At 44.2% G+C, this 26,118-nt stretch carries 24 protein-coding genes and 1 tRNA gene; 12 read left to right on the top strand and 13 right to left on the bottom strand.

What is annotated here, in order from left to right; translation table 11 throughout:
• The first annotated feature begins 216 nt into the window (after positions 1 to 216).
• The 4 genes from JX580_RS08125 (at position 217) to JX580_RS08140 (ending at position 5,500) form a co-directional block, all read left to right on the top strand.
• A complete protein-coding gene (locus tag JX580_RS08125; RefSeq protein WP_248850046.1) occupies positions 217 to 732 on the top strand; it encodes a hypothetical protein in 516 nt (171 codons plus the stop codon).
• A gap of 28 nt (positions 733 to 760) precedes the next feature.
• Complete coding sequence (locus tag JX580_RS08130; RefSeq protein WP_248850047.1) at positions 761 to 2,428, top strand: prepilin-type N-terminal cleavage/methylation domain-containing protein; 1,668 nt, start codon at positions 761 to 763, stop codon at positions 2,426 to 2,428.
• Positions 2,429 to 2,459: 31 nt separating this feature from the next.
• On the top strand, positions 2,460 to 3,842 hold the full coding sequence (locus JX580_RS08135; RefSeq protein WP_248850048.1) for a type II secretion system protein: 1,383 nt from the start codon (positions 2,460 to 2,462) through the stop codon (positions 3,840 to 3,842).
• Positions 3,843 to 3,916: 74 nt separating this feature from the next.
• Positions 3,917 to 5,500 carry a prepilin-type N-terminal cleavage/methylation domain-containing protein gene (locus JX580_RS08140; protein WP_248850049.1) on the top strand — a complete coding sequence of 528 codons (1,584 nt, stop codon included), beginning with the start codon at positions 3,917 to 3,919 and terminating at the stop codon, positions 5,498 to 5,500.
• Between the two features lies 1 nt (position 5,501).
• Here JX580_RS08140 and JX580_RS08145 read toward each other — a convergent pair.
• The 5 genes from JX580_RS08145 to rpsU form a co-directional block, all read right to left on the bottom strand.
• Positions 5,502 to 5,578: transfer RNA gene (locus JX580_RS08145), tRNA-Ile, on the bottom strand.
• A gap of 81 nt (positions 5,579 to 5,659) precedes the next feature.
• Positions 5,660 to 7,444: an RNA polymerase sigma factor RpoD gene (rpoD, locus tag JX580_RS08150; protein ID WP_248850050.1), complete on the bottom strand. Its 1,785-nt coding sequence runs from the start codon at positions 7,442 to 7,444 to the stop codon at positions 5,660 to 5,662.
• Positions 7,445 to 7,516: 72 nt separating this feature from the next.
• Positions 7,517 to 9,313, bottom strand: a complete 1,797-nt coding sequence (gene dnaG, locus JX580_RS08155; protein WP_248850051.1) for a DNA primase — start codon at positions 9,311 to 9,313, stop codon at positions 7,517 to 7,519.
• Between the two features lie 66 nt (positions 9,314 to 9,379).
• Positions 9,380 to 9,826 carry a GatB/YqeY domain-containing protein gene (locus JX580_RS08160; RefSeq protein ID WP_248850052.1) on the bottom strand — a complete coding sequence of 149 codons (447 nt, stop codon included), beginning with the start codon at positions 9,824 to 9,826 and terminating at the stop codon, positions 9,380 to 9,382.
• An 18-nt stretch (positions 9,827 to 9,844) separates the two neighbouring features.
• Positions 9,845 to 10,057 carry a 30S ribosomal protein S21 gene (rpsU, locus tag JX580_RS08165; RefSeq protein WP_248850053.1) on the bottom strand — a complete coding sequence of 71 codons (213 nt, stop codon included), beginning with the start codon at positions 10,055 to 10,057 and terminating at the stop codon, positions 9,845 to 9,847.
• 170 nt (positions 10,058 to 10,227) lie between these two features.
• On the opposite strand from rpsU, the gene tsaD reads away from it, so the two are divergent.
• Entirely contained in the window at positions 10,228 to 11,268 is a 1,041-nt protein-coding gene (tsaD, locus tag JX580_RS08170) for a tRNA (adenosine(37)-N6)-threonylcarbamoyltransferase complex transferase subunit TsaD (protein ID WP_248850054.1), read from the top strand.
• 13 nt (positions 11,269 to 11,281) lie between these two features.
• On the opposite strand, the gene plsY is transcribed toward tsaD, so the two are convergent.
• Complete coding sequence (gene plsY / locus JX580_RS08175; RefSeq protein ID WP_248850055.1) at positions 11,282 to 11,899, bottom strand: glycerol-3-phosphate 1-O-acyltransferase PlsY; 618 nt, start codon at positions 11,897 to 11,899, stop codon at positions 11,282 to 11,284.
• A gap of 67 nt (positions 11,900 to 11,966) precedes the next feature.
• On the opposite strand from plsY, the gene folB reads away from it, so the two are divergent.
• The 7 genes from folB to mgtE (JX580_RS08210) all read left to right on the top strand — a co-directional run bounded on the left by folB (position 11,967) and on the right by mgtE (JX580_RS08210) (position 19,396).
• Positions 11,967 to 12,332 (top strand): dihydroneopterin aldolase, encoded by a 366-nt coding sequence (gene folB, locus JX580_RS08180; protein WP_248850056.1) that lies wholly within the window; start codon positions 11,967 to 11,969, stop codon positions 12,330 to 12,332.
• Positions 12,333 to 12,404: 72 nt separating this feature from the next.
• The gene (locus JX580_RS08185) at positions 12,405 to 13,589 is read left to right on the top strand and encodes a class I SAM-dependent methyltransferase (RefSeq protein ID WP_248850057.1); all 1,185 of its coding nucleotides are present in this window, start codon (positions 12,405 to 12,407) and stop codon (positions 13,587 to 13,589) included.
• Positions 13,590 to 13,655: 66 nt separating this feature from the next.
• The gene (locus JX580_RS08190; protein ID WP_248850058.1) at positions 13,656 to 14,423 is read left to right on the top strand and encodes an undecaprenyl-diphosphate phosphatase; all 768 of its coding nucleotides are present in this window, start codon (positions 13,656 to 13,658) and stop codon (positions 14,421 to 14,423) included.
• 450 nt (positions 14,424 to 14,873) lie between these two features.
• Positions 14,874 to 15,584, top strand: a complete 711-nt coding sequence (locus tag JX580_RS08195; protein WP_248850059.1) for a transporter — start codon at positions 14,874 to 14,876, stop codon at positions 15,582 to 15,584.
• Between the two features lie 101 nt (positions 15,585 to 15,685).
• Positions 15,686 to 17,044 carry a magnesium transporter gene (gene mgtE, locus JX580_RS08200; RefSeq protein ID WP_248850060.1) on the top strand — a complete coding sequence of 453 codons (1,359 nt, stop codon included), beginning with the start codon at positions 15,686 to 15,688 and terminating at the stop codon, positions 17,042 to 17,044.
• Positions 17,045 to 17,187: 143 nt separating this feature from the next.
• On the top strand, positions 17,188 to 17,919 hold the full coding sequence (locus tag JX580_RS08205; protein ID WP_248850061.1) for an MgtC/SapB family protein: 732 nt from the start codon (positions 17,188 to 17,190) through the stop codon (positions 17,917 to 17,919).
• 88 nt (positions 17,920 to 18,007) lie between these two features.
• Complete coding sequence (gene mgtE / locus JX580_RS08210) at positions 18,008 to 19,396, top strand: magnesium transporter (protein ID WP_248850062.1); 1,389 nt, start codon at positions 18,008 to 18,010, stop codon at positions 19,394 to 19,396.
• A 60-nt stretch (positions 19,397 to 19,456) separates the two neighbouring features.
• Here mgtE (JX580_RS08210) and JX580_RS08215 read toward each other — a convergent pair whose 3' ends face one another.
• The 7 genes from JX580_RS08215 to hfq all read right to left on the bottom strand — a co-directional run bounded on the left by JX580_RS08215 (position 19,457) and on the right by hfq (position 26,074).
• Positions 19,457 to 20,776, bottom strand: coding sequence for an adenylosuccinate synthase (locus tag JX580_RS08215; protein WP_248850063.1), 1,320 nt, complete (start codon positions 20,774 to 20,776; stop codon positions 19,457 to 19,459).
• Positions 20,777 to 20,795: 19 nt separating this feature from the next.
• Complete coding sequence (locus JX580_RS08220) at positions 20,796 to 21,968, bottom strand: ATP phosphoribosyltransferase regulatory subunit (RefSeq protein ID WP_248850064.1); 1,173 nt, start codon at positions 21,966 to 21,968, stop codon at positions 20,796 to 20,798.
• A gap of 31 nt (positions 21,969 to 21,999) precedes the next feature.
• A complete protein-coding gene (locus tag JX580_RS08225) occupies positions 22,000 to 22,188 on the bottom strand; it encodes a DUF2065 domain-containing protein (protein ID WP_248850065.1) in 189 nt (62 codons plus the stop codon).
• Between the two features lie 54 nt (positions 22,189 to 22,242).
• A complete protein-coding gene (gene hflC / locus JX580_RS08230; protein ID WP_248850066.1) occupies positions 22,243 to 23,094 on the bottom strand; it encodes a protease modulator HflC in 852 nt (283 codons plus the stop codon).
• A 1-nt stretch (position 23,095) separates the two neighbouring features.
• Positions 23,096 to 24,355: an FtsH protease activity modulator HflK gene (gene hflK, locus JX580_RS08235; protein ID WP_248850067.1), complete on the bottom strand. Its 1,260-nt coding sequence runs from the start codon at positions 24,353 to 24,355 to the stop codon at positions 23,096 to 23,098.
• A gap of 135 nt (positions 24,356 to 24,490) precedes the next feature.
• The gene (gene hflX, locus JX580_RS08240) at positions 24,491 to 25,786 is read right to left on the bottom strand and encodes a ribosome rescue GTPase HflX (RefSeq protein ID WP_248850068.1); all 1,296 of its coding nucleotides are present in this window, start codon (positions 25,784 to 25,786) and stop codon (positions 24,491 to 24,493) included.
• Between the two features lie 15 nt (positions 25,787 to 25,801).
• The gene (gene hfq / locus JX580_RS08245; RefSeq protein ID WP_248850069.1) at positions 25,802 to 26,074 is read right to left on the bottom strand and encodes an RNA chaperone Hfq; all 273 of its coding nucleotides are present in this window, start codon (positions 26,072 to 26,074) and stop codon (positions 25,802 to 25,804) included.
• Positions 26,075 to 26,118 lie beyond the last annotated feature (44 nt).

The raw sequence follows: 26,118 nt of genomic DNA on the forward strand, positions 1-26,118 counted from the left end.
CATTTTTAATGACTTTTAAAAAGCGGAATAAATATATAATATTTTTACAATCGATAACGCTAGTTTAATCTCTAATCTTGAGCCAGCGCAATAAGGATTTTTTATCCACAAACAGATTCATCCGCTTTTCAAGTTTATAAGCCTTAGTATTGAATCAAACAATCCACAAGCGTATTATTAAAACATAACGCTAAAAACCAAGGGAAATACAACCCAATGAAACGGCAAAACGGCTCCATATTAATGCTCATGATGCTAATACTGGTCGTTGGTGGTGCAACAGTTATGTATAGCCTACTTAACCAAAGTCCTGAAAAACTTCGGCTAGGCCAAAGCGAAAAACAGAGTGTCCAAATTGATCTGCTTAAAAACCGGCTTATCTTATTTGCAAACCACATAGATTTGTTTTGCAACAACAGTGCTCTTACATCAGAACCAACCGCGCGATACCTGCCTTTAGCCGACCCAGCATCCTTTAGCGAAATGCCTTTGGCATTTGGTGATCTCATTAATATTGAAAACATCGTTTATGAAGTTGAGGATTACAATCAAAGCACTCTAGTTTTTGAGGAGACAAAGTGTAACGATAGCGACACCAATAACAATTTATTTAACTTCTGCCTCATAGACTCGACAGACCCAGCTAATAACCCAAACTATGCTATACATTTAAACTGGATTAACTCTGAATCTATGCCCATCAAAATTTTTAGAACTGAAATATGCCCTTAATTTTCAATCGGTCAACAGAGAACCTACAATGAATACAAAAAATAAAAACAACGGATTTACCCTGGTTGAAATCGCCATAGTAATAGGTATTGTCGGCATTATTATGGTCGGCATGTTCTCAGGCATGGGAGCCTTAAGAGAAACTATCAAATTCAAACAAGACCAGAGAATGCTGACCGATGTAAAACAAGCCCTGCTAACCTTTGTCAGCGTCAATGGCTACCTACCCTGCCCGGACACCACCGGCAATGGCCTTGAAAATAGAGACCCCTTGCAAAAAAACTGTATTAACACCTCAGGCAACCTGCCTTTTATTGACCTGGAAACTCACCAAACCAATGCCTATGGCTTGCCTTTTAGCTACATTGTTAACCAAGAAGCGAATACCGGTAACGCTTTCTCAGCCAGCAATAGTGCAAGCTTCTTCTCTAGTGGCAATTGCCTTGATTTAGATACCGTTAATAATATTAATGCGCCCTGTTTTAAATTTAGCACGCCCCCTATCCCAACCGAATCAGGCAATGGTAACTATAGAATTCAAAGCGATTTAGATGCCAATTCACCTATCATTTTTGCCGATCAAATTCCGTTAATTGTCCTCTCTCATGGACAAAACGCCTGCCCTGGCGAGTCAGTTTTTGAACAACACAACTGTTCGCCAAACGGTAATAATGGCACTTTTTACCAAGCGCAACAGCAAAGAAACTTTTTTGATGATGTAATGATTTGGATCTCAGCTCAAGAAATTAAAGCCACCCTTTCTTCAGCCTTAGCCAGCCAAAGAACACCTAGAAGAGTCGAATATGATTTTGCTGAAATGTCGATTGAAGAAATCAATGAATTTATTAAAAGTGCGGATGTTCGTTATGTAGCTGGAAGGGGCGGAGAAAATGCTTGGACAGCAAGAGACAAAGCCGGAATGGTCGATGAGTCAGGTGACAGCGTTGACTCGTTGCTTAGCGTTAATACTGCCAATGAACAAATCCTGTTAGTACCCATCCCTGATGATTTTGAACAATATAAAATAAGCGTTAAAGCCCGCTTAACCCAAGAACAACATGGATCAAATCAGATTTGGAATGAAGGCGGCTTTGCGGTATTTTTTGATACTTATCTTGAAAACGATGACCCTAGCCTAAGAAATAACTCCAGAATCCAAAAGGGTTATGTATATCAATTTGACCGAGGTCACACTAATGAGTTCAGCCGCCAACTTATACGCCCCTGGAACCTACTGGATGTAGCTAACTACAATAATGCTGAACAGGCGGTAGACTTTTACTATCCCAGATTTCCTGAACCGGCAGACACAGAACCTAAGACCCAAGATCGTATTGATTATGAATATGAGCGACAATTTGTACCCGATAGGAATATGGATCCTGATTGGTGGATACAGGTTTATTTAACGGAAATTATCGTAACAGGCAAGGACACGGATAGACAATCCAATATCCGAATTGTCGGATGGAATGATGATGGCGCTGGCGGGGGTGACTGGTCAAGGTTAGTCGCGCAATTTGACTACCCGTGGCCCAATGCTACTAGTGTCAGAAATGCTGTACAAACTAGCAAAGGCGTAACGATTCAACACCTGATTATTGATGAAACCAAACAGCTTTACACAGGTTTAAGAACCTGGAACCGTTCGCCAACGGAGTTTCACTACCTAGTGATTGAAGAAGTCTTAGATTAATTTCTAAACTTATCATAAATGGATATAAACAATGCAGATAAAACACGATTCAAACTTGAAAGGATTCACATTATTAGAGATCGCGCTGATTATTGCGATACTCGGCATTGTGATGGTAGGGGTGCTTTTAGGTATCGGCGGAGTGCGTGAAAGCGCAAAATACGTTGAAGACCAACAAAAATTAGCCGACATTAAAAGTGCTCTACTTCGTTTTGTAACGATCAATGGCTACCTGCCCTGTCCCGACACCAGTGACCCAATCACTGAAGCGGCAGAGGTTGGTTTTGAGAACAGAGGTGGCGATAATCAATGTCAAGCAACATCTGGCACCTTGCCCTTTATCGACCTTGGCACTCACCGTTTTAATGCTTATAACCAAGCGTTTAGTTACCATATTAACCAACAAGCCACTGATGAAACACTTATTGGTGACGCAAATCAAAGCGCTAGCTACTTCGGACGACCTAATGACTTTGGTTGCGTTGGAAATTGTTTTAACAGAAATACACCACCCAACGCGCTTAACCTTGGTAGTGGCAATATAAACATCGATGACGCAACATCAACGCTTATGGAACGCCTCCCTGTGGTGGTTATTTCTCATGGAAAAAATGGATGCGTCAGCCATCCGGATGCCAATTATATTGCACCGACAGATCCTACTTTTGAAATCAGAAATTGCCACTACAACTCACCAACTTACTATCAAGTCCCTCAACTTAAAGATCATTTCGACGATGTATTAATTGGAATTTCAGCGCTAGAGATCAAGCAAGCGGCGGGACTTTTTAGCCAAGCATCCACACCCCCGATACCTAACCTACCGAATACGCCACAAAAATTAACCAAATCCGACCTGGGCAGCTTAACAAGTATCGGTCAAGCCGGCGGTAATAGAACCAGTGCTTATACCGGAAACAATAGCGATAACCGGGTTGAAATTGGAAACAACCTAACAGGGAGTTCTCCGGTCAATCTTGCCGGTGGTAATAATGCGCTTTACATAGGTAACCAGCAAAACAGTTCAATCAGTGCTGGCGAAGGTGATAATCAAATTGTTTTAGAGAAGGATGCAAAAAACCCAATTACGCTAGGTGATGGCGATAACCAAGTAACAATTATGGGTAATCTTGATACAACCCTAACACTTGGTAACGGTGATAATGAAATATGGATAGAAGGACAGGTCAGCAATAACGGGAAAATCCTGCTTGGCTCCGGTTCCAATCTTGTCTTTGTTGGTAGCCATATCTTATCCACAGATACCCCAGGCGTTTTAAATACAGGGAATCCTAATGAAAACTTTTTTGTTTCAGGAAAAACCAGCTTGACTCAAACTGAAAAAAATAAAATTCAAAATTTCACTTTCTACTGTACATCCCCTACTGAAAGTGGAAGTTACATGAACTGCTAATAGATTCAAGCGAAATTGAGTTAAATTAACTTAACGATCAAGCCACTTATTTAATAAAAAACAAAGAGCTAAGCATGAAAAATCATCTCAGAATACGCGGATTTACCTTAATTGAGATCGCACTCGTCATAGCCATTATTGGCATTATTGCAGCGGGTATCATTGCCAGCATCGGCGGGGTTAAGGATAGCCAAGACTTTGTAGCAGACCAACAAAAACTAAAAGATATCAAATCCGCGCTACTCGAACATGTGACTCGAGAAAAGCACATGCCATGCCCCGATACAACTGGAGACGGTATAGAAAATAGAGTCGGGGCATTTTGTACGGCTACCGAGGGATTTCTGCCTCACGCCACTCTCCGCACCCATGCTGTTAACAGCTTTAGTCAACCCTTTTTCTATGCGGTAAATCGGTTTGCAAATCTTGAAGTAATTCCCCAAAACGCATTGCACAGTGCCAGTTACTTTACATCAGCCGGAGCTTGCGACCCGAACGAAACCATTAACCAGGAAGACCCACCTTGCTTTAACCTACAAACCCGCCCCATTCAAGGCCAGCCAGGAGATGGCAACTTTAATATTTGTAATGAACGCGTTCAAACCTGCTTAAACGATACCACTGAATTAGCGGCTCGTGATATACCGGCCGTTGTGGTCAGTTTTGGTAAAAACAGTCAACAGACATGGGGCAACGCGATTAATGGCATACCCGATTGCCCAAGCACGCTTCAGGCTCAAGAACGTCAAAACTGTCGAAACCTAGATGGGCTTTTTCACCAGGCTCAACAATCTTCTAATTTAAATGACTTTTTTGACGATAGCTTAATATGGGTATCGTCATTAGAAATCAAAAGACAAATTCCAAACCTACAGCTAGTATTAGCCGAAGCCCCTGCAGGAGGCGAACCCGAAACCCCGGACCCAGAAACGCCAACCCCTGAAGATCCTCCACCACCTTTTGGATTAGACCCTTTTCCCGATATAAAACCCAATAACTATAATTCAATTCAAGACTGCTCCGGATTACTCGGCTGCTTACTTGGTTTTCTAGTAAACACCGTTGACTTTTTAATTGGAACAAGTCTAAGTTCGATACTTCCTAGCAGTTGGCAAAATACCGACAGTGCAAAAATAAACGGTCAAACCGACAACAATTCTAATCATATTATGGTCAGAGGTGACCTTAACTCAGCCACCTCAGGTCCTTTTTGGAATAGGGTCACTATCGATACTAATTTACAAGAAGGTAATAACAGTTTAGTGATACTGCGTGATTTAAACTCCAATGTGTTTTCTGGCTCAGGAAATGACTACTACCACATCGAACGAAACCTAAACGCTAATATTACTGCTGCTGGGGGTAACAATGAAGTTTATGTTAAAGGCAATGTTATCAATAACCCAACAATACAAACAGGCAATGGCAGCGACCTTGTATTCATTAATGGCAATCTTGATGGACAAATAATCACCGGTGGAGGTGACGATGAAGTCAGAATTTATGGCACGCTCTCTAATCGTGCTAGCATTAATGGCGGCTCGGGTAACAACACCCTTTATCTGAATATGCCTCAGGAAGACTATTCAACGGTTGAAAGTCAAATATCAAACTTTAACAGAATCTATTTTAATGATGGAACTTCAATTATAAACTGAATGGTGGGCCCTCACGGACTTGAACCGTGGACCTAACGATTATGAGTCGTTTGCTCTAACCAACTGAGCTAAGGGCCCCATTTGAAGGGTTTTGCTTTAACTACCAGGCCTGGCAGTTAAAGCGGTGCTATTATAACGGAATTTATCTAAATTTAAAGCTTATTGATCCAAGAAACTACGCAAACGCTCTGCACGACTTGGATGACGTAGTTTACGTAACGCTTTCGCTTCAATTTGACGAATACGCTCGCGTGTGACATCAAACTGCTTGCCGACTTCTTCCAAGGTATGATCGGTATTCATTCCTAAACCAAAACGCATTCTTAATACCTTGGCCTCTCTTGGCGTTAAGGTACTCAACATTTCACGAACCGTTTCGCTCATGCCTTCTAAATCCGCAGAGTCAGAAGGTGATAGGATATTTGAATCCTCGATAAAATCACCGAGTGATGAGTCTTCATCATCACCCACCGGGGTTTCCATCGAAATTGGTTCTTTGGCGATTTTCATCACCTTGCGAATTTTATCTTCCGGCATTTCCATTTCTTCCGCCAACTCTTCAGGCGTTGGTTCACGCCCCATTTTTTGCAATAGTTGACGTTGAATGCGGTTAAGCTTGTTGATGGTTTCAATCATATGTACCGGAATACGTATCGTACGCGCCTGATCCGCGATAGAGCGTGTAATTGCTTGTCGAATCCACCAGGTTGCATAGGTAGAGAACTTATAGCCACGACGGTATTCAAACTTGTCCACCGCTTTCATCAAACCAATATTGCCTTCCTGAATCAGATCAAGGAATTGCAAACCACGGTTGGTGTATTTTTTAGCAATCGAAATAACCAAACGTAAGTTAGCTTCAATCATTTCACGTTTAGCGGCACGGGTTAAAGTTTCTGATTTACTGAGGTCTTTATAAACTTTTTTGTAGTAGCTGATCGCCATTTTTTCAGACTTTTCAATCAGCGCTAAACGTTTTTGTGCACGCTTCACGTCAAGGCGCACATCTTCAAGAGCTGAAGCTTTATTTGGGAACTGTTCGATAAGACGATCAATCAATTGCTTATCCGTCTCGGCTTCAACAAACAGTTTAATAAATTCCGTCCGAGAAACGCCTACCTTACGAACAATCGCATCAACAATGACACGTTCTTGATCGCGGATAGCAGAAATTTTGACTTTAATTTCTCTGATAATACCATTGGTAAACAACGGAACCAAACGCACCGTTGCTAAATGCTCAACCACTAGTGCGCGTTTTTTCTTCGCTTTAGGGTCACCGGAGCCAAATTCGTCTTCAGCCTTCACCGCATCACGATGCAGCTTTTCCAGCTTGGTTAAAAAAGCTTCTAATTCAACCGGGTCAATCGTGTCGTCTTTAGGTTCAGTCTCAGTATCTGCATTTAGATCTTCTACGGCAAGATCAACCAAGTCTTCAGGACGAACAAACCCTTGGATAATGTCTGCAACCTTACCCTCACCATCCTCCATCTTGCTAAATCCACGGAGGATTTGCTCGGCACAGACAGGAAACTTGGACAAAGAATCCAGCATGTCACGAATATTCGACTCAATGCGCTTGGCAATATCAATTTCACCTTTTCGGGTCAATAATTCAACTGAACCCATTTCACGCATATACATCCGCACAGGATCGGTTGTTCGCCCAAACTCTGAATCCACTTCTGATAAGGCCAGTAAAGCAGCTTCAGCAGCAGCCTCATCAAAGGCACCGCCTTCTTTAGTCAGCAACTCGTCTTCTTCAGGCGGTGTATCAAAGAGTTGAATTCCAAAATCAGTCAGAATCGTTATAACCTGACCAAGCTGATCCTCTTCAATATCATCTGGCAATACATCATTCACGTCCGCATAAGTCAAATAACCCAAATCTTTTGCACGCTCAATCAAATCAATTAACTGCTGCTTTCTTTCTACTTTTGTCATGTTTGCCTCAAATAACCCTTAAAGATGTCTTACCTGATCGGTCAAAACCGAACTCCTAATTATATCAAACTATTAGCTCTTCTTTTCTATAAAATCTTGCAAGGCCTTTAATCCATCGCGTTGAAGGCCTTGCAGAAGTAAATTTCGCTTCTCTAATTCATCTAGCAAACGATTTGTCGTTTCTTGAAAATACTGCTTAAGATGTTCTTCGCTCTCAGGCAGTGTGCGTGAACGAATAAAGTCATATTCCTGACCATAATTTGATTGCTTAAGCCAATCCACCGCTCTATTTAGGTCATAATGCTCGACCAACTGGTTTATCAAACCTAACAACATCTTGTCATCTTTTCGTGGCGACGGCTTCAGTGATCTTGCGAGCACCTGCTGCATCACCGCTGCCCATGCAGGTCGATTGAGCAATACACATGCCAGATGCTTAGATAAAGTCATGACCTGCTGTACTTCTGACGCGGGATTCGGCTTAGTCGCGACAGTGGATTTAAATTGCGCAAAACCACTCCGCACACCCATTTGTTTTTCTAAACGCCATGCTGGCAAATCAACCGCCTCAGCGATCGCTTCAACCATAAGATACTGATACAATCCTTGCGCGGTCATAATATAAGGCTGGGCTAAAGCAACCAATTGCTGACGCCCCTCTCGGCTATCCTTCTGGTTAGTTAATTGGTTTTGTAGCCCTTGCACCCAAAAAACAGAAAGACTTAACGCTTGATCGACACGATACTGAAACCCTTCCTTACCTTCCTTGCGCACCGTTGAGTCTGGGTCTTCGCCTTGAGCTAAAAACAAAAACTTAACCGAACGGGTTTCCCCCATCAGTGGAATTGCCAACTCCAGCGCCTTCCAGGCCGCCTTTAAACCCGCTTGATCACCATCAAAACAAAACACAATTTCATCGGTCTGCTTAAATAATAGGTTTAAATGCTCTGAAGTGGTGGCCGTACCCAAGGTGGCTACTGCATTGTGCACCCCAAACTGCGCCAAGGCGACCACATCCATATAGCCTTCAACCACAACAATATTGTTGAAGGCTTGTCGAGATTGGCGCAGCTCATACAAGCCATAGAGAGTATGACTCTTATGAAAAATAGGTGTTTCCGGTGAATTCAGGTATTTAGGTTGATCTTGATCTGAAAGCACACGACCGCCGAATGCAATTACACGTCCCCGCCCGTCTCGAATCGGAAACATAATACGATGACGAAAACGGTCATAAAGCTTCGAAGGTTCTTTTTCAACCAACAAGCCCAGTTCAACCAATTGCTGCGTTAAACGCTGATCCGCATCCAGACCGGGTATTAAGCTATCCCAACCCGGCGGCGCGAAGCCAATAATAAAACGTTTGGCAATCTCGGAACTTAAACCCCGTTGACGCAAATAGGCTTTTGCTTGCTCTGAAGCAGGATGATCACGCAACTGATGTCGATAAAATTTCGCTGCCAGCTGCATAACCTCATAATGATCTTGTGCTTTCTTTATTTGCTGTTGTTGTTTAGCGGTCACTTTTTGACGTGGCACCTCCACACCAAGCTGAGCCGCTAAAGACTCTACCGCCTCAACAAACGAAAGCCCTTCATACTCCATAATAAACGTTATCGCATCGCCATGAGCACCACAGCCAAAGCAATGATAAAACTGCTTTTGCGGATTGACGTTAAAGGAGGGAGTTTTTTCTTGATGAAAGGGGCAACACGCTTTAAAGGTTATGCCCGCTTTTTTTAACGGCACCCGCTGGTTAATCACCGACACTATATCGGCGCGTGCTAAAAGTGAGTCGATAAAGTCGCGTGGAATCGCCCCTTTTAACTCCATAGCTTCCTCATCAAAATCATGAATATGAAAAAACACAAAAACCCATTAACCAGAGGTTAACGGGTTTTACTGAATATAAGCCGCAATAATAAAACTCGGTATTTAACCGATTGCTGCCTTGATGATTTGACTAACTTGCGCCATATCAGCACGACCTTGCATCTGGGGCTTAAGTAACGCCATTACTTTACCCATATCCTGCATCGTTTTGGCTTCAACCTGAGCAACAGCATCTGCGACCATTTGGGCGATTTCTGTTTCGGTCAAAGGCTGGGGCATAAAATCTTGAATAATCGCCATCTCAGCCATTTCATTGTCAGCAAGATCTTGGCGTCCTGCTTCATTGAACTGATTAATTGAATCCCTGCGCTGTTTGACTGCTTTATCAAGCACTGCAAGAATTTGAGCATCATCCAAGGTTATTTGCTGATCAATCTCTTGTTGCTTAATGGCTGCAAGAAGCGTACGCACTACTAGCAAGCGAGATTTTTCACCCGCTTTCATGCAGCGTTTCATTTCTTCAGTCAGTTTTGACTTATATTCACTCATCCATTTATTCCAAATGAATTAACGAGAAGTTAAACGACGACGCTCACGCGACAAACGCTTTGCTAAACGCTTAACCGCAGCAGCTTTCATGCGTTTTTTAGCCCAGGTTGGCTTCTCATAGTACTCACGCTTACGTGACTCAGTTAATACACCTGCTTTTTCACAAGCACGTTTGAAACGACGTAGGGCTACATCAAATGGTTCGGTATCTCTTACTTTTACAATTGGCATAAAGCTCTTCTTCTTTGATTTAATTGAAAATTCTGTCTAAACTGACACTGAAAATTTTTCAGCAACAGCAATAAAGAGCAAGATTATAATTTTGCTTGGCCGCTTTTGCAAATAAATTTAAGAATTTTTGTTAAAATCTTCTCTTATTTTTAAAGCTCGGACAGATCACCATGAAAAACATTCCCCACGCCTTTTGTGTACTCGCGATTGAAAGCTCTTGTGATGAGAGTGCGGTGGCTGTCTATAACAGTCAAAAAGGCTTGTTGGCACACAACCTATTTAGCCAGGTTGAACTTCATGCAGAATATGGCGGTGTTGTTCCTGAGTTAGCTTCGCGCGACCATATACGTAAAATCACACCACTCATTACACAAACGCTTGATCAAGCCGGTCGCCCTCAGATCAATGGGATTGCCTACACCGCAGGCCCAGGATTAATTGGCGCACTCTTGTCAGGCGGCGCGATTGCTAGAAGTTTAGCCTTTGCTTGGCAAGTTCCCGCGATTGGTGTACACCACATGGAAGGCCATCTGCTGGCACCGATGCTTGAAGAAAATCCGCCCAAGTTTCCGTTTATCGCACTTTTGGTATCAGGCGGTCACAGCATGATTATTCGTGTTGATGGCATAGGGCGCTACAAACTGCTGGGCGACACACTTGATGATGCTGCGGGTGAGGCATTTGATAAAACAGCCAAGATGATGGGGCTAGGTTATCCAGGCGGCCCTAGGGTTTCTAAATTAGCTCTCCAAGGTGATGAAAACCGCTACCGTTTTCCTCGTCCTATGATTGACCGCCCCGGATTAGACATGAGCTTTAGCGGCTTGAAAACCTTTAGCCTGAATACTTGGCAAAAGGCGCAAGCCGAAGGCGATGACAATGACCAAACTCGTGCTGATATTTGTCGTGCATTTGAATTAGCCGTGGCTGACACACTGATGATCAAATGTAAACGTGCACTCGACCAAGAAGGCCTTAATCGGATTGTTGTATCAGGCGGGGTCAGCGCTAACCGTGAAATTCGTGCCAAGCTGGATCAACTAATGGCTAAACGCAAAGGCGAGGCGTTTTACCCAAGACTGGATTTCTGCACCGACAACGCCGCGATGATTGCCTACGCCGGTGCGCAGCGTTTAATGGCTGGAGAATCTAATGACCTCAACTTTGCCGCCAAAGCGCGCTGGTCTTTGGAAGACCTCAGCCCAATCTGACCAGCAGGCCTGGTTATTCAGGCTTTTTCGCTTTAATAAGGCTCTCTTCACCACGCAGGAGTCGACCAATATTGCTTCGATGACGCCAAAAAAGCACTGTCGTCATTAAAGCGGTCACCAATACCCAGCTCAACTCACCGACAATAAAATATAAATAAATCGGAGCCAGCAGCGTTGCGATCAAGGCAGATAAGGAAGATATTTTTAACACCTTAGCGACAAACAACCAAGTCGCTACAGTTGCTAGACCTGCCCAAAAGTTTAATGCAAGCAAGATCCCCAGCATCGTCGCCACCCCTTTACCGCCTTTAAACTGAAAAAACAGCGGATAAAGATGACCTAAAAACGCCGCCAAACCAACCAACACAATCCACAAGGGGTCAAAGCCTAAAGCATGTGCCAACAATACCGGCACCAGGCCTTTTAACATATCACCCGCTAGGGTAATACCCGCCGCCAGCTTACCTCTTTCACCGCCGATACGCAGAACATTCGTCGCACCCGGGTTGCCAGACCCCGCCTCGCGCGGATCACCCAACCCCATCAATTTGCAAACAATAATCGCTGACGACACTGAACCTAAAAGATAGGCGGCCACAACCAGGCCTGGTTGTAATAATAATTCGCTCATTCGGTTACTTTCCTCTAAAATGTTGCAAGATTTTAGCATTGAAACCTGACTGGGAGCCCAATATTTTATGTCACAGGATTGTATTTACATTGAAGGACTCAGGATTGATTGTAAAATCGGCGTCCATACTTGGGAAAAGATTCAAAATCAACCCATTCTGCTTGATCTCGAGCTCTACCAATCGATACAAGCAGCGGCAGTTTCCGATGACTTGAAAGATACGCTCGATTATTTCAGCCTGAGCCAACAACTGGATACCCTCTGCCAACAGAACACTTATAATCTGATTGAAACCCTTGCTGAACAAATATGCAGCCATATTTTTGCTCACTACCCCAGCGTAGAAACCGTTAAACTTAAACTCAATAAACCTCAGGCCCTACCCAAAGCCCAAGCAACGGGTATCAAAATCAGAAGACAACGAACCGGATAGCCTTTTTCTAACAACCAATCTGCTCAATTCGGTTACAATAGCGGCGTTTTTAATACAAAGTACGCATCCTTCATGAAACCGAATAAAGCCCTACCCGTCCCGCCGAATGACGCTCAAGCACTAAGCCAACAACTCACTGATAAAATTAAACGCCATCTTAGCCGCCATGCTCAGCTGAGTTTTGCCGATTATATGCGTTTTGCACTTTACACACCGAACCTAGGTTACTACACCAATGGTTTAGCAAAAATTGGCGCTCAGGGTGACTTTATTACCGCACCGGAAATTTCACCGATCTTTTCACGCTGTTTGGCTCGCCAAGCGCAACAGGTGTTAAGCCAACTGAGTTCACCTAGTATTGTTGAATTTGGTGCCGGACGAGGCGTAATGGCGCGAGATATACTGCTAGAACTGGACGCCATTGACCAAGAGATTCAACACTATTATATTATTGAATTGAGTGCCGATTTAAAACAGATTCAGCAACAAACCCTATCAACCTTGCCTGAAACACTGCGCAACAAAGTCATTTGGTTAGAACAGCTTCCTAGCCACCCAATTCAAGCGGTGGTGTTAGCCAATGAAGTTTTAGATGCCATGCCGGTTGAACGAATCAAGCTAGAGCCTGCCCGCCAATCACAAGCCTTTGTTGTTTGGGATGAAACTCAACAAGCGTTCGACTGGGACTACCAACCCATTATTGAACCCAGATTGCAAAAAATAGCCAACCGAATTCTCAACCAAATTGGTCAACCCGATGAACGCGGTTACCACACTGAACTCAATTTTAATATTAAACCTTGGCTCAACGCCATCACTGATTTCTTACAAGCAGGCCTGGTACTTCTGATCGACTATGGTTACCCGCGCCATGAATACTACCAACCGGCGCGCCACATGGGTACCCTACGCTGCCACTATCAGCAACTGGCTCATGCCAACCCTTTCTTTTACCCAGGGTTGCAAGATATTACTGCGCATGTTGATTTTACCTCTGTGGCGGAAGCGGCGTATGCCGCCAATTTTAAGGTGGCAGGCTATACCACTCAAGCCAATTTTTTAATGGCCAGCGGATTAATTGAAATGGCCGCAGATCCCAACGCACCGGTCACTGAGCAGTTAAAGGTGGCTCAACAAATTAAAACCCTCACCCTGCCGAGTGAAATGGGCGAGAACTTTAAAGTCATGGCCTTAACCAAAAACCATGATCAAGCCTTGATTGGCTTTAAATTACGTGACCTGCGCCATCAACTTTAACCCGATATAAATAGACCAACAAATCTAACCAGGCCTGGTAATAGTCAAACAAGAGGTAATTAAAACATGGATATATTTCACGCTATTGTTCTCGGTATTATTGAAGGCCTCACCGAGTTTTTACCGATTTCATCGACCGGCCACCTGATTGTCGCCGCCGAACTCATGGGCTTAAACCAAGACGACCACAATACGGCCTTTAAAATCATTATCCAATTAGCGGCGATTTTGGCGGTATTTGCCACCTATGCCGAACGCTTTCATCCCAGCCAGTATCGGCTGTGGATCAAGGTATTTATCGCGTTTCTACCCATCGCCTCGATAGGGTTTCTATTTGCCGATTCGATTGAAGCCCTGTTTAATGTCGCCACGGTAGCCTGGATGTTTATTATCGGTGGGGTGATCTTTTTAGTGGTCGAGCATTTTTACAAAGAAAGCCAGCATACCGTGCGTAATCTCGATCAACTGACCTATAAACAAACCCTATGGATTGGTTTTGCACAAATTTTTGCGCTGATCCCCGGCACCAGTCGCGCCGGTGCGACCATTATTGGTGGCATGCTGACCGGGCTAGATCGCAAAACCTCGGCAGAGTTTTCTTTCTTACTGGCGCTGCCAGTGCTAACGGCGACCTCCGGTTATTCCCTGCTCAAGCATTATGACGCCTTTGCACAAACCAGCTTCACGCCTTTAATAATCGGTTTCATAGTTTCCTTTCTGGTCGCCTGGCTATCGATTAAATTATTTTTAAAATTTTTACAACACTTCACCTTTCGTGCCTTCGGCATCTACCGTATTCTGCTTGGCAGTGCGTTATTAATTTGGTTTGTTTAGCGCGTCACAAAAGAGTAATAAAAATAATTTATGCCTAGCTTGACACTTCACACCCAGATGTTTAAACTAAGTCCCAGTTTTTATCAATGGAGATCCTTTAGTGGACAGTAGTTCTGGTGACAGTTGTTGCTTACAACCTATTTTAAATAAATCCGCTTAGGTCTCGCATTCCGTTCGTTTGCTTGTCACCTGTGCGGTAACAAGCAAATCAAATCTTCGTCTTCCGACAATCTTTGTTTTGCTCAAAATTAAAATATTTAGTGCTCAAATGGCTAAGCTGTAGCTTTAGGCTAAAACATTTTCAACCTAAGTCTGCACAGGCTCCTAGCGTCGCACAGCCAGATTGTGATCTTGTCACAATTCGGTGCGATTGCGTTTGCTCGCACGCAAGCAAAACACCTCATCCACAAATACACCACTAAAGTCTCCCAAAACCATGGAGACCGTGTTATGACAACACTTTTCAAACTAAAAAAACTTACCCTAGCAACGCTGCTTGCTGCTCCAGTCACGGCTTTCGCCGGATCACCGATGAACGTTGATGATGCGGGCATCCTAGATCACAAGTCTTGCCATGTTGAAGCTTGGGCAGACAGTTATGCTAAAGAGAATCAAGTTTGGGTTGCACCGGCTTGTAACTTTAATGGTCATTGGGAACTAGGCTTTGCGCTAGGACGCGCTAACTTTGATGATGCGGCCGACTTTAACCTGTACGGCCTGAATGCCAAAACCCTGCTAACCGAGCAAGACGGCTGGGCCGTCGCACTCAGCTTGGGCGTGGTCTTTGCCGACAAAATTGAACATGATCAAGCCCTTTATACATTGATCGCACCGATCAGCTTTAACCTATTGGATGATCAATTAGATCTCCATCTAAATCTTGGATTCAGCCGTGACCAAACCCTAGAGAAAGACTTTGCACTTTGGGGTATCGGTGCTGAATACCATTTCACCGATTCTGTGCGCGGTTATGCTGAAGCCTTTGGCAATACCGAAACGGGTAACCACGAAACACGCGGTTATCAATTCGGTGCAGCCTTTAATGTCACTGACAAATGGCAACTGGATATCAGCTATGGCGACAGCTTAAAAGACGCCAATAATGAAACCAACCATGTCCGCTTAGGTTTTGTCTACGAAACCGCAAGCTGGTTGAAATAACAGGAGCAAACCTTGTCTTACCCCCCTGAAACCAAGCCAAATCACTGAACATAATCCTGTCCAGTGGTTTGGCAACAATAACCAAGCTATTGGAGAAGATTATGATCCGCGAAGAACTTTTGTACCAAATTAATGACCTGTTTAAGATAGACAATCAAAAAGGTCTCCTCAGACTCGTTAGAAATACGCCAAGCAATGACCTTGCTGAAGCACTCGATACGGCCGATCAAGCATTCCAGTTAAAACTACTGCGCTGCCTGCCAAGTGGACCTAAGGCTTTGTTATTTAGCCACCTGAATACCGAGTTACAAGATAAGCTAATTATGGCAATGACACTTGAGGAAGCCACAGAACTCCTTACACATATGCCATCGGATGACCGGGTTGATATATATAACAGAATGCCACAGAACTATCGCATCAAAGTGATGCAGGGCATGGCGCAACGCGAGCGTGATGATATTTTAAAAATGGCCTCTTTTGCAGAAGGCACAACTGGCGCGATGACTACCAGTGATTATGTATCCATATCATCAGGCATTACCGTTAGGGAAGCCCTTCAAAAAGTTAGATTACAAGCGCCAAACAAGGAAACAATTTACACCATTTATGTAACAAATTCAGAGCGCCAACTAGAGGGAACGCTATCATTACGTGATTTAATTATGGCCGCTGAGGATCAAACCGTTGATAGCATTATGCGTACTGAAATTGTGTTTGCTAAAGCTGAATGGCCTCGCGAACAAACAGCAAACCTGATTAGCCGTTATGACCTTTTGGCTATTCCAGTGATTAACGGTGGCAATAGACTCATTGGCATTGTCACGGTTGATGATGCGATGGATGTGAGCGAAGAAGAAGCGACCGAGGATTTCCACAAGGGTGGGGGCACCATGGCACTGAAAAACATTTCGATGAAAGATGCCACGGTGAGCTTGCTTTATCGTAAGCGCGTATTTTGGCTGGTACTATTGGTGTTTGGCAATATCTTTTCCGGTGCAGGCATTGCCCACTTTGAAGATGCCATTTTAGCTTATGTGGCCCTGGTGTTCTTCTTGCCGCTACTCATTGACAGTGGCGGTAATGCCGGCGCCCAGTCTTCGACCTTAATGGTACGCGCACTGGCAACCGGTGATGTAATTCTCAAAGACTGGTTCTCGATGCTGGGACGTGAGTTTAGTGTTGCACTATTGCTTGGTGTAACTATTGGCTTGGCGGTCGCCACCCTCGGTATTTTCCGTGGTGGTTATGAGATTGCCTTGGTGGTCTCCATGTCGATGGTAGCGATCGTCATTGTGGGCAGTGTGATTGGCATGAGTTTACCCTTCATCCTATCACGCTTTAAACTCGACCCGGCAGCGGCATCCGTCCCTTTGATCACTACGATTGCCGATGGCGTCGGTGTCATTATCTTTTTCTCGATTGCGGTGATGATGTTGGATATGCCTGCTGATGTTTAATATATAACTTTTAACCTATAACCCCATTGACCACCAGGCCTGGTGGTCAATATTTGACAAAGGGGGCTTGGTGTTTTCATCAAGCCCCCTTTGTCAAATGCCTGTCATATTCTTAAATGATAATAATAATAAGGAGTATCGCTATGATTAAAGCCTATGAATACCTTGATTTAATGCTATTTGTTAGCACATTACTAAATCTATCTGTTGCGTTTGCACTGGGTAGCATTATTGGCTATGAACGCCAAGTTCGCCAGCGTACTGCTGGCTTACGCACCAATATTCTAGTCGCAGTCGGGGCGGCGATGTTTGTCGATATGGCCGCACGATTGCACGGCATTTATGGTGGCCACCATGGAGCCGTTCATGTCATTGCTTATGTGGTGTCCGGCATCGGCTTCTTGGGTGCGGGTGTCATTATGCGTGAAGAAGGCAATATTCGTGGCATTAACACCGCAGCCACGCTATGGGGTTCAGCTGCGGTCGGTGCCGCCGCTGGAGCCGGTTTAATTTTAGAAGCCTGCTTAGGTGCACTGTTTGTGCTTTCGGCCAATACGGTGATGCGCCCGATAGTGAACCACATTAACCGCCAACCTTTGGATACCCTTGAAACCGAGGTCACCAGCACATTGGTGGTAATTGCACCAAAAGAACACCAAAACGAAGCGTTTGAACTAATGGAAATTATTTTGGAAAAAGCCAAGTACCCCTTCCAGGATGTCGAAATTAATGCCTTTGGTGAACATGAAGTCGAAATTGAAGCCAAACTGGTTTCTCAGTCGATTGATGGCGATGACTTTGAAAAAGTGGTTGATCGCTTACGCCGCTCCCCCTTTACAACCCAGGTATTCTGGTCTGCCAGTACCTCTGAATAGTTTGTGAAGCGATTTTTAGCGTGCCCTAAATTGTTGTCTGTTATACTTTGAGCGTAAATCAAAAATTTCAATTTTATAAAGGGCACCTATGACCTACCCTTGGGATTATGATCCGGACTATAACAATCAGTCCCTCTACTTGGATCGACTTAACGATTTAAATAAGCTATTGGCGGAACGCAAATTCGATGCAGTTCGTCAATGCATTGCCGAAATTGAAGTCCAAGACACCGCGGAACTTCTTGAAGGCATGCCTAAGCAAACCAAGGCCTTATTCTTTCGCACCCTACCTCGTAAAACGGCCACCGAAGTCTTTGCCTATCTTAACCATGAGCTCAAAGAAGATTTAATCAACAACCTGAGTGACGAAGATGCACTTCATCTCGTCAAAAACATGGAACCGGACGACCGTGCCGCCTTCCTCGACGAACTCCCAGCGGAGATAGTACAAGAGCTTACCGCACGCTTGCCACGTGATAAATTACTCGAAGTTAAATTATTGTTAGGTTATCCGGCTGAAAGTGTGGGTCGTTTAATGCGGCCTGACTATGTTGCGATTAAGCAGAACTGGACCGTTCAACAGGCACTTACCTACCTACGCACCATTCGCAAGGATACCGGGCGCTTAAGCACTTTATTTGTTTTAGATGAAGATAACAAGCTTGCCGACTCTATTCATATTCGTGAGTTGGCACTGGCCGTTGACCCAAACACCCCCATCTCTGACTTAATGGATCACCGCGTGATTTACATTCACGCACGTGAAGACCAAGAAAAAGCGGTTGAGACCATGCAGCACTACGATCTCAACGCGCTGCCGGTTGTGGATGGTGACCAGGTGCTTGTCGGCGTGGTGACAATTGATGACGTTCTAGACATCGCAGAAGCCGAAACCACTGAAGACTTCCATAAAATGGGCTCGGTCGGTGTCATTAACTTCAACCTAAATACGGCCAGCCCGGTTCTGCTTTACCGTAAGCGTGTTGGCTGGCTGCTTTTGCTGGTATTTGTAAATATTTTTGCGGGTCTGGCGATTGCAAATTTTGAAGATATGATTGAAGCGGTCGTCGCACTGGTATTCTTCCTTCCGCTAATTATTGGTAGTTCGGGGAACGCCGGCTCACAGGCCGCAACACTAATGGTTCGCTCACTCGCTACCGGCGATGTAGAACTCAAAGACTGGGGAAGACTCTTGTTTAAAGAAATTTCTGTCGCAGCGGCATTGGGCATTACGATGGCACTGGCGATTGCGATGATAGGGTTTTGGCGTGGGGGAATGGACTTAGCTTGGGTGGTTGGTCTCTCGATGATTGCTGTAGTTTTGGTCGGCAGTTTAATGGGGATGAGTCTACCATTTTTACTCAGCAAACTCCACATTGACCCTGCAACCGCCAGTGCGCCCCTTATTACATCCATGGCCGACATTGTCGGTATCATGATCTATTTTAGTATCGCAGTTATGATTCTACAGATTTAACCAAACCATAAAAAATGCGCCTTAAAGGCGCATTTTTATTTTTACGATTAGCGGTTCAACCTAAGCAAAAGGATCATGCAAAATCAAGGTTTCTGCACGATCTGGCCCAGTAGATAAAATAGCAACCGGGACACCAACTTGCTGCTCTAGATACTGAATATAATCACGTGCTTGAACAGGTAACTTTTCCCATGAGTCAATACCTACCGTTGAAGACTGCCAACCAGGTAAGGTCTCATAAATCGGCGTACAGAGCGCATACTCATCCGCACTCGCTGGCGGTAAATCAATGCGTTTGCCTTGGTATTCATAACCAACACAGACCTGAACCTCGGCAAGATCGTCCATAACGTCAAGCTTAGTTAGACACATCCCAGTTAAACTGTTAATCTGCGCAGCACGACGCATTGCTACTGCATCAAACCAACCACAGCGGCGTTGACGCCCCGTTGTCGCACCAAATTCATGTCCACGTTGCCCAAGCTCTTTACCTATCGCATCACCTTCATCTTCAGCAACACTATAAATCAACTCGGTTGGGAAGGGTCCACCACCAACACGAGTAGTATAGGCTTTGGTAATCCCTAAAACATAATCCAAGTGGCAAGGACCAATACCCGCTCCGGAAGCCGCGCCTCCTGCTGTAGTATTTGAAGAAGTCACGTAGGGATAGGTACCATGATCGATATCAAGCAATGTGCCTTGGGCACCTTCAAATAAAAGATTTTTACCCTCACGGTTATAACCATCAATCAACGCGGGTATGTCTGCAAGCATAGGTACTACAAGTTCAGCATACTTTTTGCACTTCAGCCAAAGCGTTTCGAAATCAACAGGCTGAACCTTATAGTATTGAGTCAAAAAGTAATTGTGATAGTCTAGCGTTTCGGCAAGTTTTTTCTTAAACTGTTCAAGGTTTTTAAGGTCACCAGCACGAAGTCCACGACGCGCCACCTTATCTTCATAAGCAGGACCAATGCCTCTTCCGGTTGTACCTATCGCTTTGTTACCACGGGCAATTTCTCTTGCTTGATCCAAGGCAACGTGATAATCCAATATTAATGGACAGGCCTCACTAATCTTAAGTCGAGATTTAACACTAACGCCATTCGCTTCAAGTTGATCCACTTCTTTTTGTAAGGCATCAGGAGCCAGCACCACACCATTACCGATGAAACACTCAACCTCTTCTCTGAGTATTCCTGACGGGATTAAATGAAGAACGGTTTTCTTACCATCAATCACTAGGGTATGGCCTGCATTATGTCCGCCTTGAAAGCGAACCACCGCAGCAACACGATCCGTCAATAAATCAACAATTTTACCCTTACCCTCATCACCCCATTGAGAGCCAATCACTACAAGATTACGTTTAGACATAATTTTCTTCTTTTTAGACTTAGTTAGTTTGTATGATCCAGTCGCCATTCTGCTCGACTAATTTAGCCGATCCTGGAGGTATATCCTCACTACCATAACAACGAACAACCTGGATACCATCGGTACGCAAGGAAGTAATTTTTGCATACAAAGCCGGATTTTGACTAATCGGGGCATAGACACAAGTCAATGTCGATGCGCGTTCAGGTAAATGATCAAGAAGATTACGTAAATCAAGACTAAAACCTGTCGCTGGATGCGCCTCACCAAACGCAGCGCACACTTCGTCATAACGCCCGCCCTTAGCTAACAACACAGGCGTTTCACCAACGCTGTAACAGGCAAAAATCACACCGGTATGATATTGAAATCCTCGTAGATCACTCAGGTCTAAGTGAGAAGCTAACTGTTGGGTGTGAATAAGATATTGAACAAGCGTTTCTACATCAGCTAGCGCACTATCTATTTCAGCCGTCACACCTGACAAGGCCTGCTTAGCCAGGTCGATGACCTTTTCGGCATCACCGCACAACTCAGGCAGTATTGAAAACGCAGTGTATAATTTTTCAGATAATCCAACCTGACGACTTAACCAGGCCTGGTACTCAGGCATCGCCTTACGCTTAAGAATATCGACCAAATCATCTTGCTGTGCTTGATCAAAGGCAGCTTGCGCCATCAGCTCTTGAACAATACCAACATGACCAAGACTAATTTTCAAATTTGGTAAGGCCAAATAACGTGCACAACCGAGCATCAGATCGATAATTTCTATATCGCTTTCCACACCCTTATGACCAAATAATTCAGCACCAAGCTGAATCGGACTGCGAGAGCCTTTAGCCTTATTATTGCGTGATTTTAACACTTCACCCACATAACAAAGACGCAATAATCCAGCAGGTTTGATGCGATTACTCACAATACGCGCCACTTGAGGCGTCATATCAGCGCGTACCCCCATCATACGACCGGTTTCATAGTCAGTAAATCGACAAGTATCTAATGCCAACTTGCGACCTGTACCGGTTAGCAATGAATCGGTAAATTCGGCAATCGGAGGCAAAACTTGCAAATAACCCGATAATTTCAACTCGTTAAGTAAACCTTGACGATAGTACTCAAGCTTTTCGGCTTGCTGCGGAAGAAGGTCTTCAATACCTTCAGGTGTGAACCATATGTCTTGTTGCATTACATTTATCTTTTTGTCAAAGGGTCATGGACTAAGCCCACAACCAGAGGATTATCAGACCAATTAACACACTGCCCAAACCTGTTAACCTTAAATGATTTTCAGGCAACTGGGCTGCACGTAACATGATCCTCTGCCAAAACTTTGGAAACAGAAACGGCAAAAGGCCTTCAAAAATAAAGACCAGAGCTATCGCAGTAATTAGAGCCGCTTCCAACATTTTTCACCACCAAAATACATCATAAAAAAGGTGGGTTGCCCCACCTTCTAACCATTATCTTGGGTTAAAGTGTTTAAAGAAATCAGTATTTGGATCAAGAATAATCATATCTGATTTGCTTGAAAAAGATTGCTGATATGCATTCAAACTTTGATAAAAAGAGAAAAACTCTTTATCAATGCCGTACGCGTCAGCGAAAACTCTTGCTGCTTGTGCGTCGCCTTGGCCTCGTGTTTCTTCAGCTTCACGGAAGGCATTAGCAATAATGACCGTACGTTGTCTGTCGGCATCTGCCCTTAAACGCTCTGCTGCCTCAGCACCCAGTGAACGTAAGTCGGCAGCGACACGTTGACGCTCCGCTTCCATACGACGATAAACCGATTCACTGATATCACGAGGTAGATCAATACGCTTTAAGCGAACATCAACAATTTCAATGCCAAACTGCTCGGCTTCACGCCCAGCTTGACGAGTAATGATTTGTGCCACTTCAACACGGTCACCCGAAATAACATCTTCTACGGTACGACTACCAAACTGCGAGCGAAGTCCGTCCTTAATGATCTGAGACAAACGCTGGTTAGCTAGGTTGTAATCCCCACTCATCGAGGTGTAAAACCTTTCGGCATTTCGTACTCGCCATTTTACATAGGAGTCAACTTCCAAGTTTTTTAACTCACCGGTTAGGTAGCGTTCAGGGGTTGCATCCATCGTTTGAATACGCTGATCAAACATTCTGACATTGTTAATAAATGGTGTTTTGACATGCAGGCCTGGTTGTAGATCTGTCTTAACAATTTCCCCTAAACGAAAGACCACACCGGTTTCTGATTCTTTTACCACAAACAATGAGTTACTGCCGATAAACAATACCGCAGCGATAAAAATACCTAATAACGCTTTCATATTAACGTAACTCCCTATTTCTCAAGTAGTCGCGGATATTAGTCGGTGACCCATCCGTATTTGAAGCGCTCGTTGAGCTTGAGCCAGTATTGACTCTTGATCCAGTCGCTGATGGCTGTGGAGTTTGGCCTAGGTTAGCATTAAAAGGCACACTGGCTTGACCACCCGTCATCATTTTATCAAGCGGCAGATACATAAGATTATTGGCATTCTCTGAACCCATTAATACCTTGCTGGTATTTGACAATACATTAGTCATAGCATCTAGGTACAAACGTTCACGCATGATTTCTGGAGCATTCTGATACTCGGTAACCACGCTTGTAAAGCGACTGGCCTGACCTTGTGCCTGGGCAACAACTTGATCACGGTAAGCGCGTGCTTCTTCAACAATACGGGCTGCTTGACCACGTGCCTCAGGTAAAATACGGTTAGCGTACGCTTCCGCTTCATTAATCAGACGCTCTCTATCCTCACGAGCTTTAACCACATCCGCAAATGCAGCTTGAACCTGCTCAGGCGGCTGGGCATCTTGAAGGTTGGCAGTAGTAATAAACAAACCAGCCTGATAGGCATCTAGATTACGTTGAGTTAACTCTCTGACCATTGCTACGACTTCGTTACGCCCTTGTGTTAAAACATAGTCCATCGTATTCTTGCCAACAATTTCACGAATTGCACTTTCAGAAGCCATTCTGAGAGTTGCATCAGGGTCACGAACATTATATAAATAATCTGCCGCTGAACTAACACGATACTGAACCGCAATACGAATATCAACAATATTTTCATCGCGCGTTAACATCAAAGACTCTGCAAGCACACTACCGGACCGGTTTTGAGCATCTGATCGATACCCTATCTCAGCAGTACGAATACGGTCAACATTCACTTTTTGCACGGATTCAATAGGATAAGGAATATGCCAATGCGGCCCCGGCCCGGTCTCTTGAACAAATGCGCCAAAACGAGTAACCACACCTCTCTCTGCAGTATCTACAATATAGATACCGGACAAAAGCCAAACAACAAGAACGATTAAAAAAATCGCACCTATGCCTTTATTACCGATACCACCATTAAACTTATTGCCTGCTCCGCCAAACATTTCTTGAGCTTTTTTCAGCAACTCATCTAAATCCTGGTCATTGCGTTTTTTAGGGCCTTTAGGGGCACTTGGGCCATCATTGCGCCCTGAGTTACCGCCCGAGTTGCTACCCCAAGGGTCTTGCCCAGGTTTTCCCGGTTCATTCCAAGCCATATTTATCTCCAAATAATAAGGTCGAACTATTTTAGGGGCTTAAACAAAAATTGTCATCCCTATTAACCTATTTTATAGGTTGATTAGAAGTTTAACTGCAAACAAATTGTGCAGTTAAGTGAAAAAACTGAAATACTACGCTCTCTCCAAACATAACAAGTCAGGCCAAAGCTGAACTTGTTGCCATTGCTGTTGTGTTAGCGTCATATTAATGTAAATTTGACCCTGATCATCGCATGTTTCGCGATCTACTTTGCCAAGCTGGTAGAGTTTAGCACGTTGTTGCCCTGAAGCCGCAGGTAAACCTACTCTAACTTTAACAAACTGCCCTTTGAAAAAGGAAGCCAAAGCATCTTGCAAAAGTTCCATACCTAGGTTGAGTTTGGCTGAAACCCAAACTCGCTGCGGAACTCCATGCTCATCACAATCTATTTTAGGATCAACAGCCGGATCAAGCTGGTCAATTTTATTAAAAACCAATAATTGAGGAACCTCCTGCGCCCCTACCTCAGCAATAACCTTTTGAACTTCGATAATTTTTTCTTCTCGTAACGGATCATTGGCATCAACAAGATGAATTAAAAGATTTGCCTCACTGGTTTCTTCAAGAGTGGAGCGAAAAGCCGCTACCAGATCATGCGGAATGTGACGAATGAACCCAACAGTATCGGCTAAGATGACCTTACCCGCACCAGGTAAATGGATACTTCGCAGGGTGGCATCCAAGGTAGCAAACAGCCGATCTTCTGCATAGACTTCTGCGGTTGTAAGCTGGTTAAAAAGAGTGGATTTACCGGCGTTGGTGTAACCAACAATCGTCACAGTCGGCACATCCGACTTCTTGCGACTGCGACGCCCAAGTGCGCGTTGTTGCCGAACTTTGTCAATACGTTTTAATAACTGCTTAATTCGATCTTGGAGTAATCTTCGGTCAGTTTCAAGCTGGGTTTCGCCTGGGCCTCTTAAACCAATTCCCCCTTTTTGACGCTCAAGATGCGTCCAACCTCTAACTAAACGCGTTGACATATGACGAAGCTGAGCCAGCTCTACCTGTAACTTACCTTCATGTGATCGCGCCCGCTGAGCGAAAATATCAAGAATCAAACCCACTCGATCGATAACCCTGCACTGCACCAATCTTTCCAAGTTTCGTTCTTGGCCTGGCGATAAGGCATGGTTAACAATGACAACATCAGCTTCATACAGCTTAACCGCATCGGCAATTTCTTGCGCCTTACCCGAACCGACAAAAAACTTTGCATCGGGACTGCTGCGTTTGGTTGTAATCAAAGCCACAATTTGAGCACCGGCAGAATCAACTAACTCATGAAATTCATTTAGGTCTTCACGATTTGCTTCATCATCAAAATCTACATGCACCAACACTGCTGTATCGAGAGCCTTACGCTCTATGCGACCAAATAATTCCATAATTTCGCTTTTAGGTTAGTTATCTTCAGCTGCTTTGTCTGTTTCTGCGGCTCCGAATTCAAATGCTTTGGGATCACGCATAGGGACGATGGTTGAAATCGCATGCTTATAAACCATCTGGGTCACATTACTACGCAACAAAACCACGAATTGATCAAAAGAATCAACACGGCCTTGAAGCTTGACGCCATTCACAAGATAAATAGAGACGTTAATGCGCTCCTTACGCAGTGCATTTAGATAGGGGTCTTGAATTGGTAGCGCCTTGGTTGGCTTGGCCTTTTCCATTTTACTTTCCTTATTATTTTAATGGTATTTTTATCAATAATTGC

Origin of the sequence: Thiomicrospira microaerophila (assembly GCF_023278225.1) — a bacterium.
GTDB lineage: Bacteria > Pseudomonadota > Gammaproteobacteria > Thiomicrospirales > Thiomicrospiraceae > Thiomicrospira > Thiomicrospira microaerophila_A.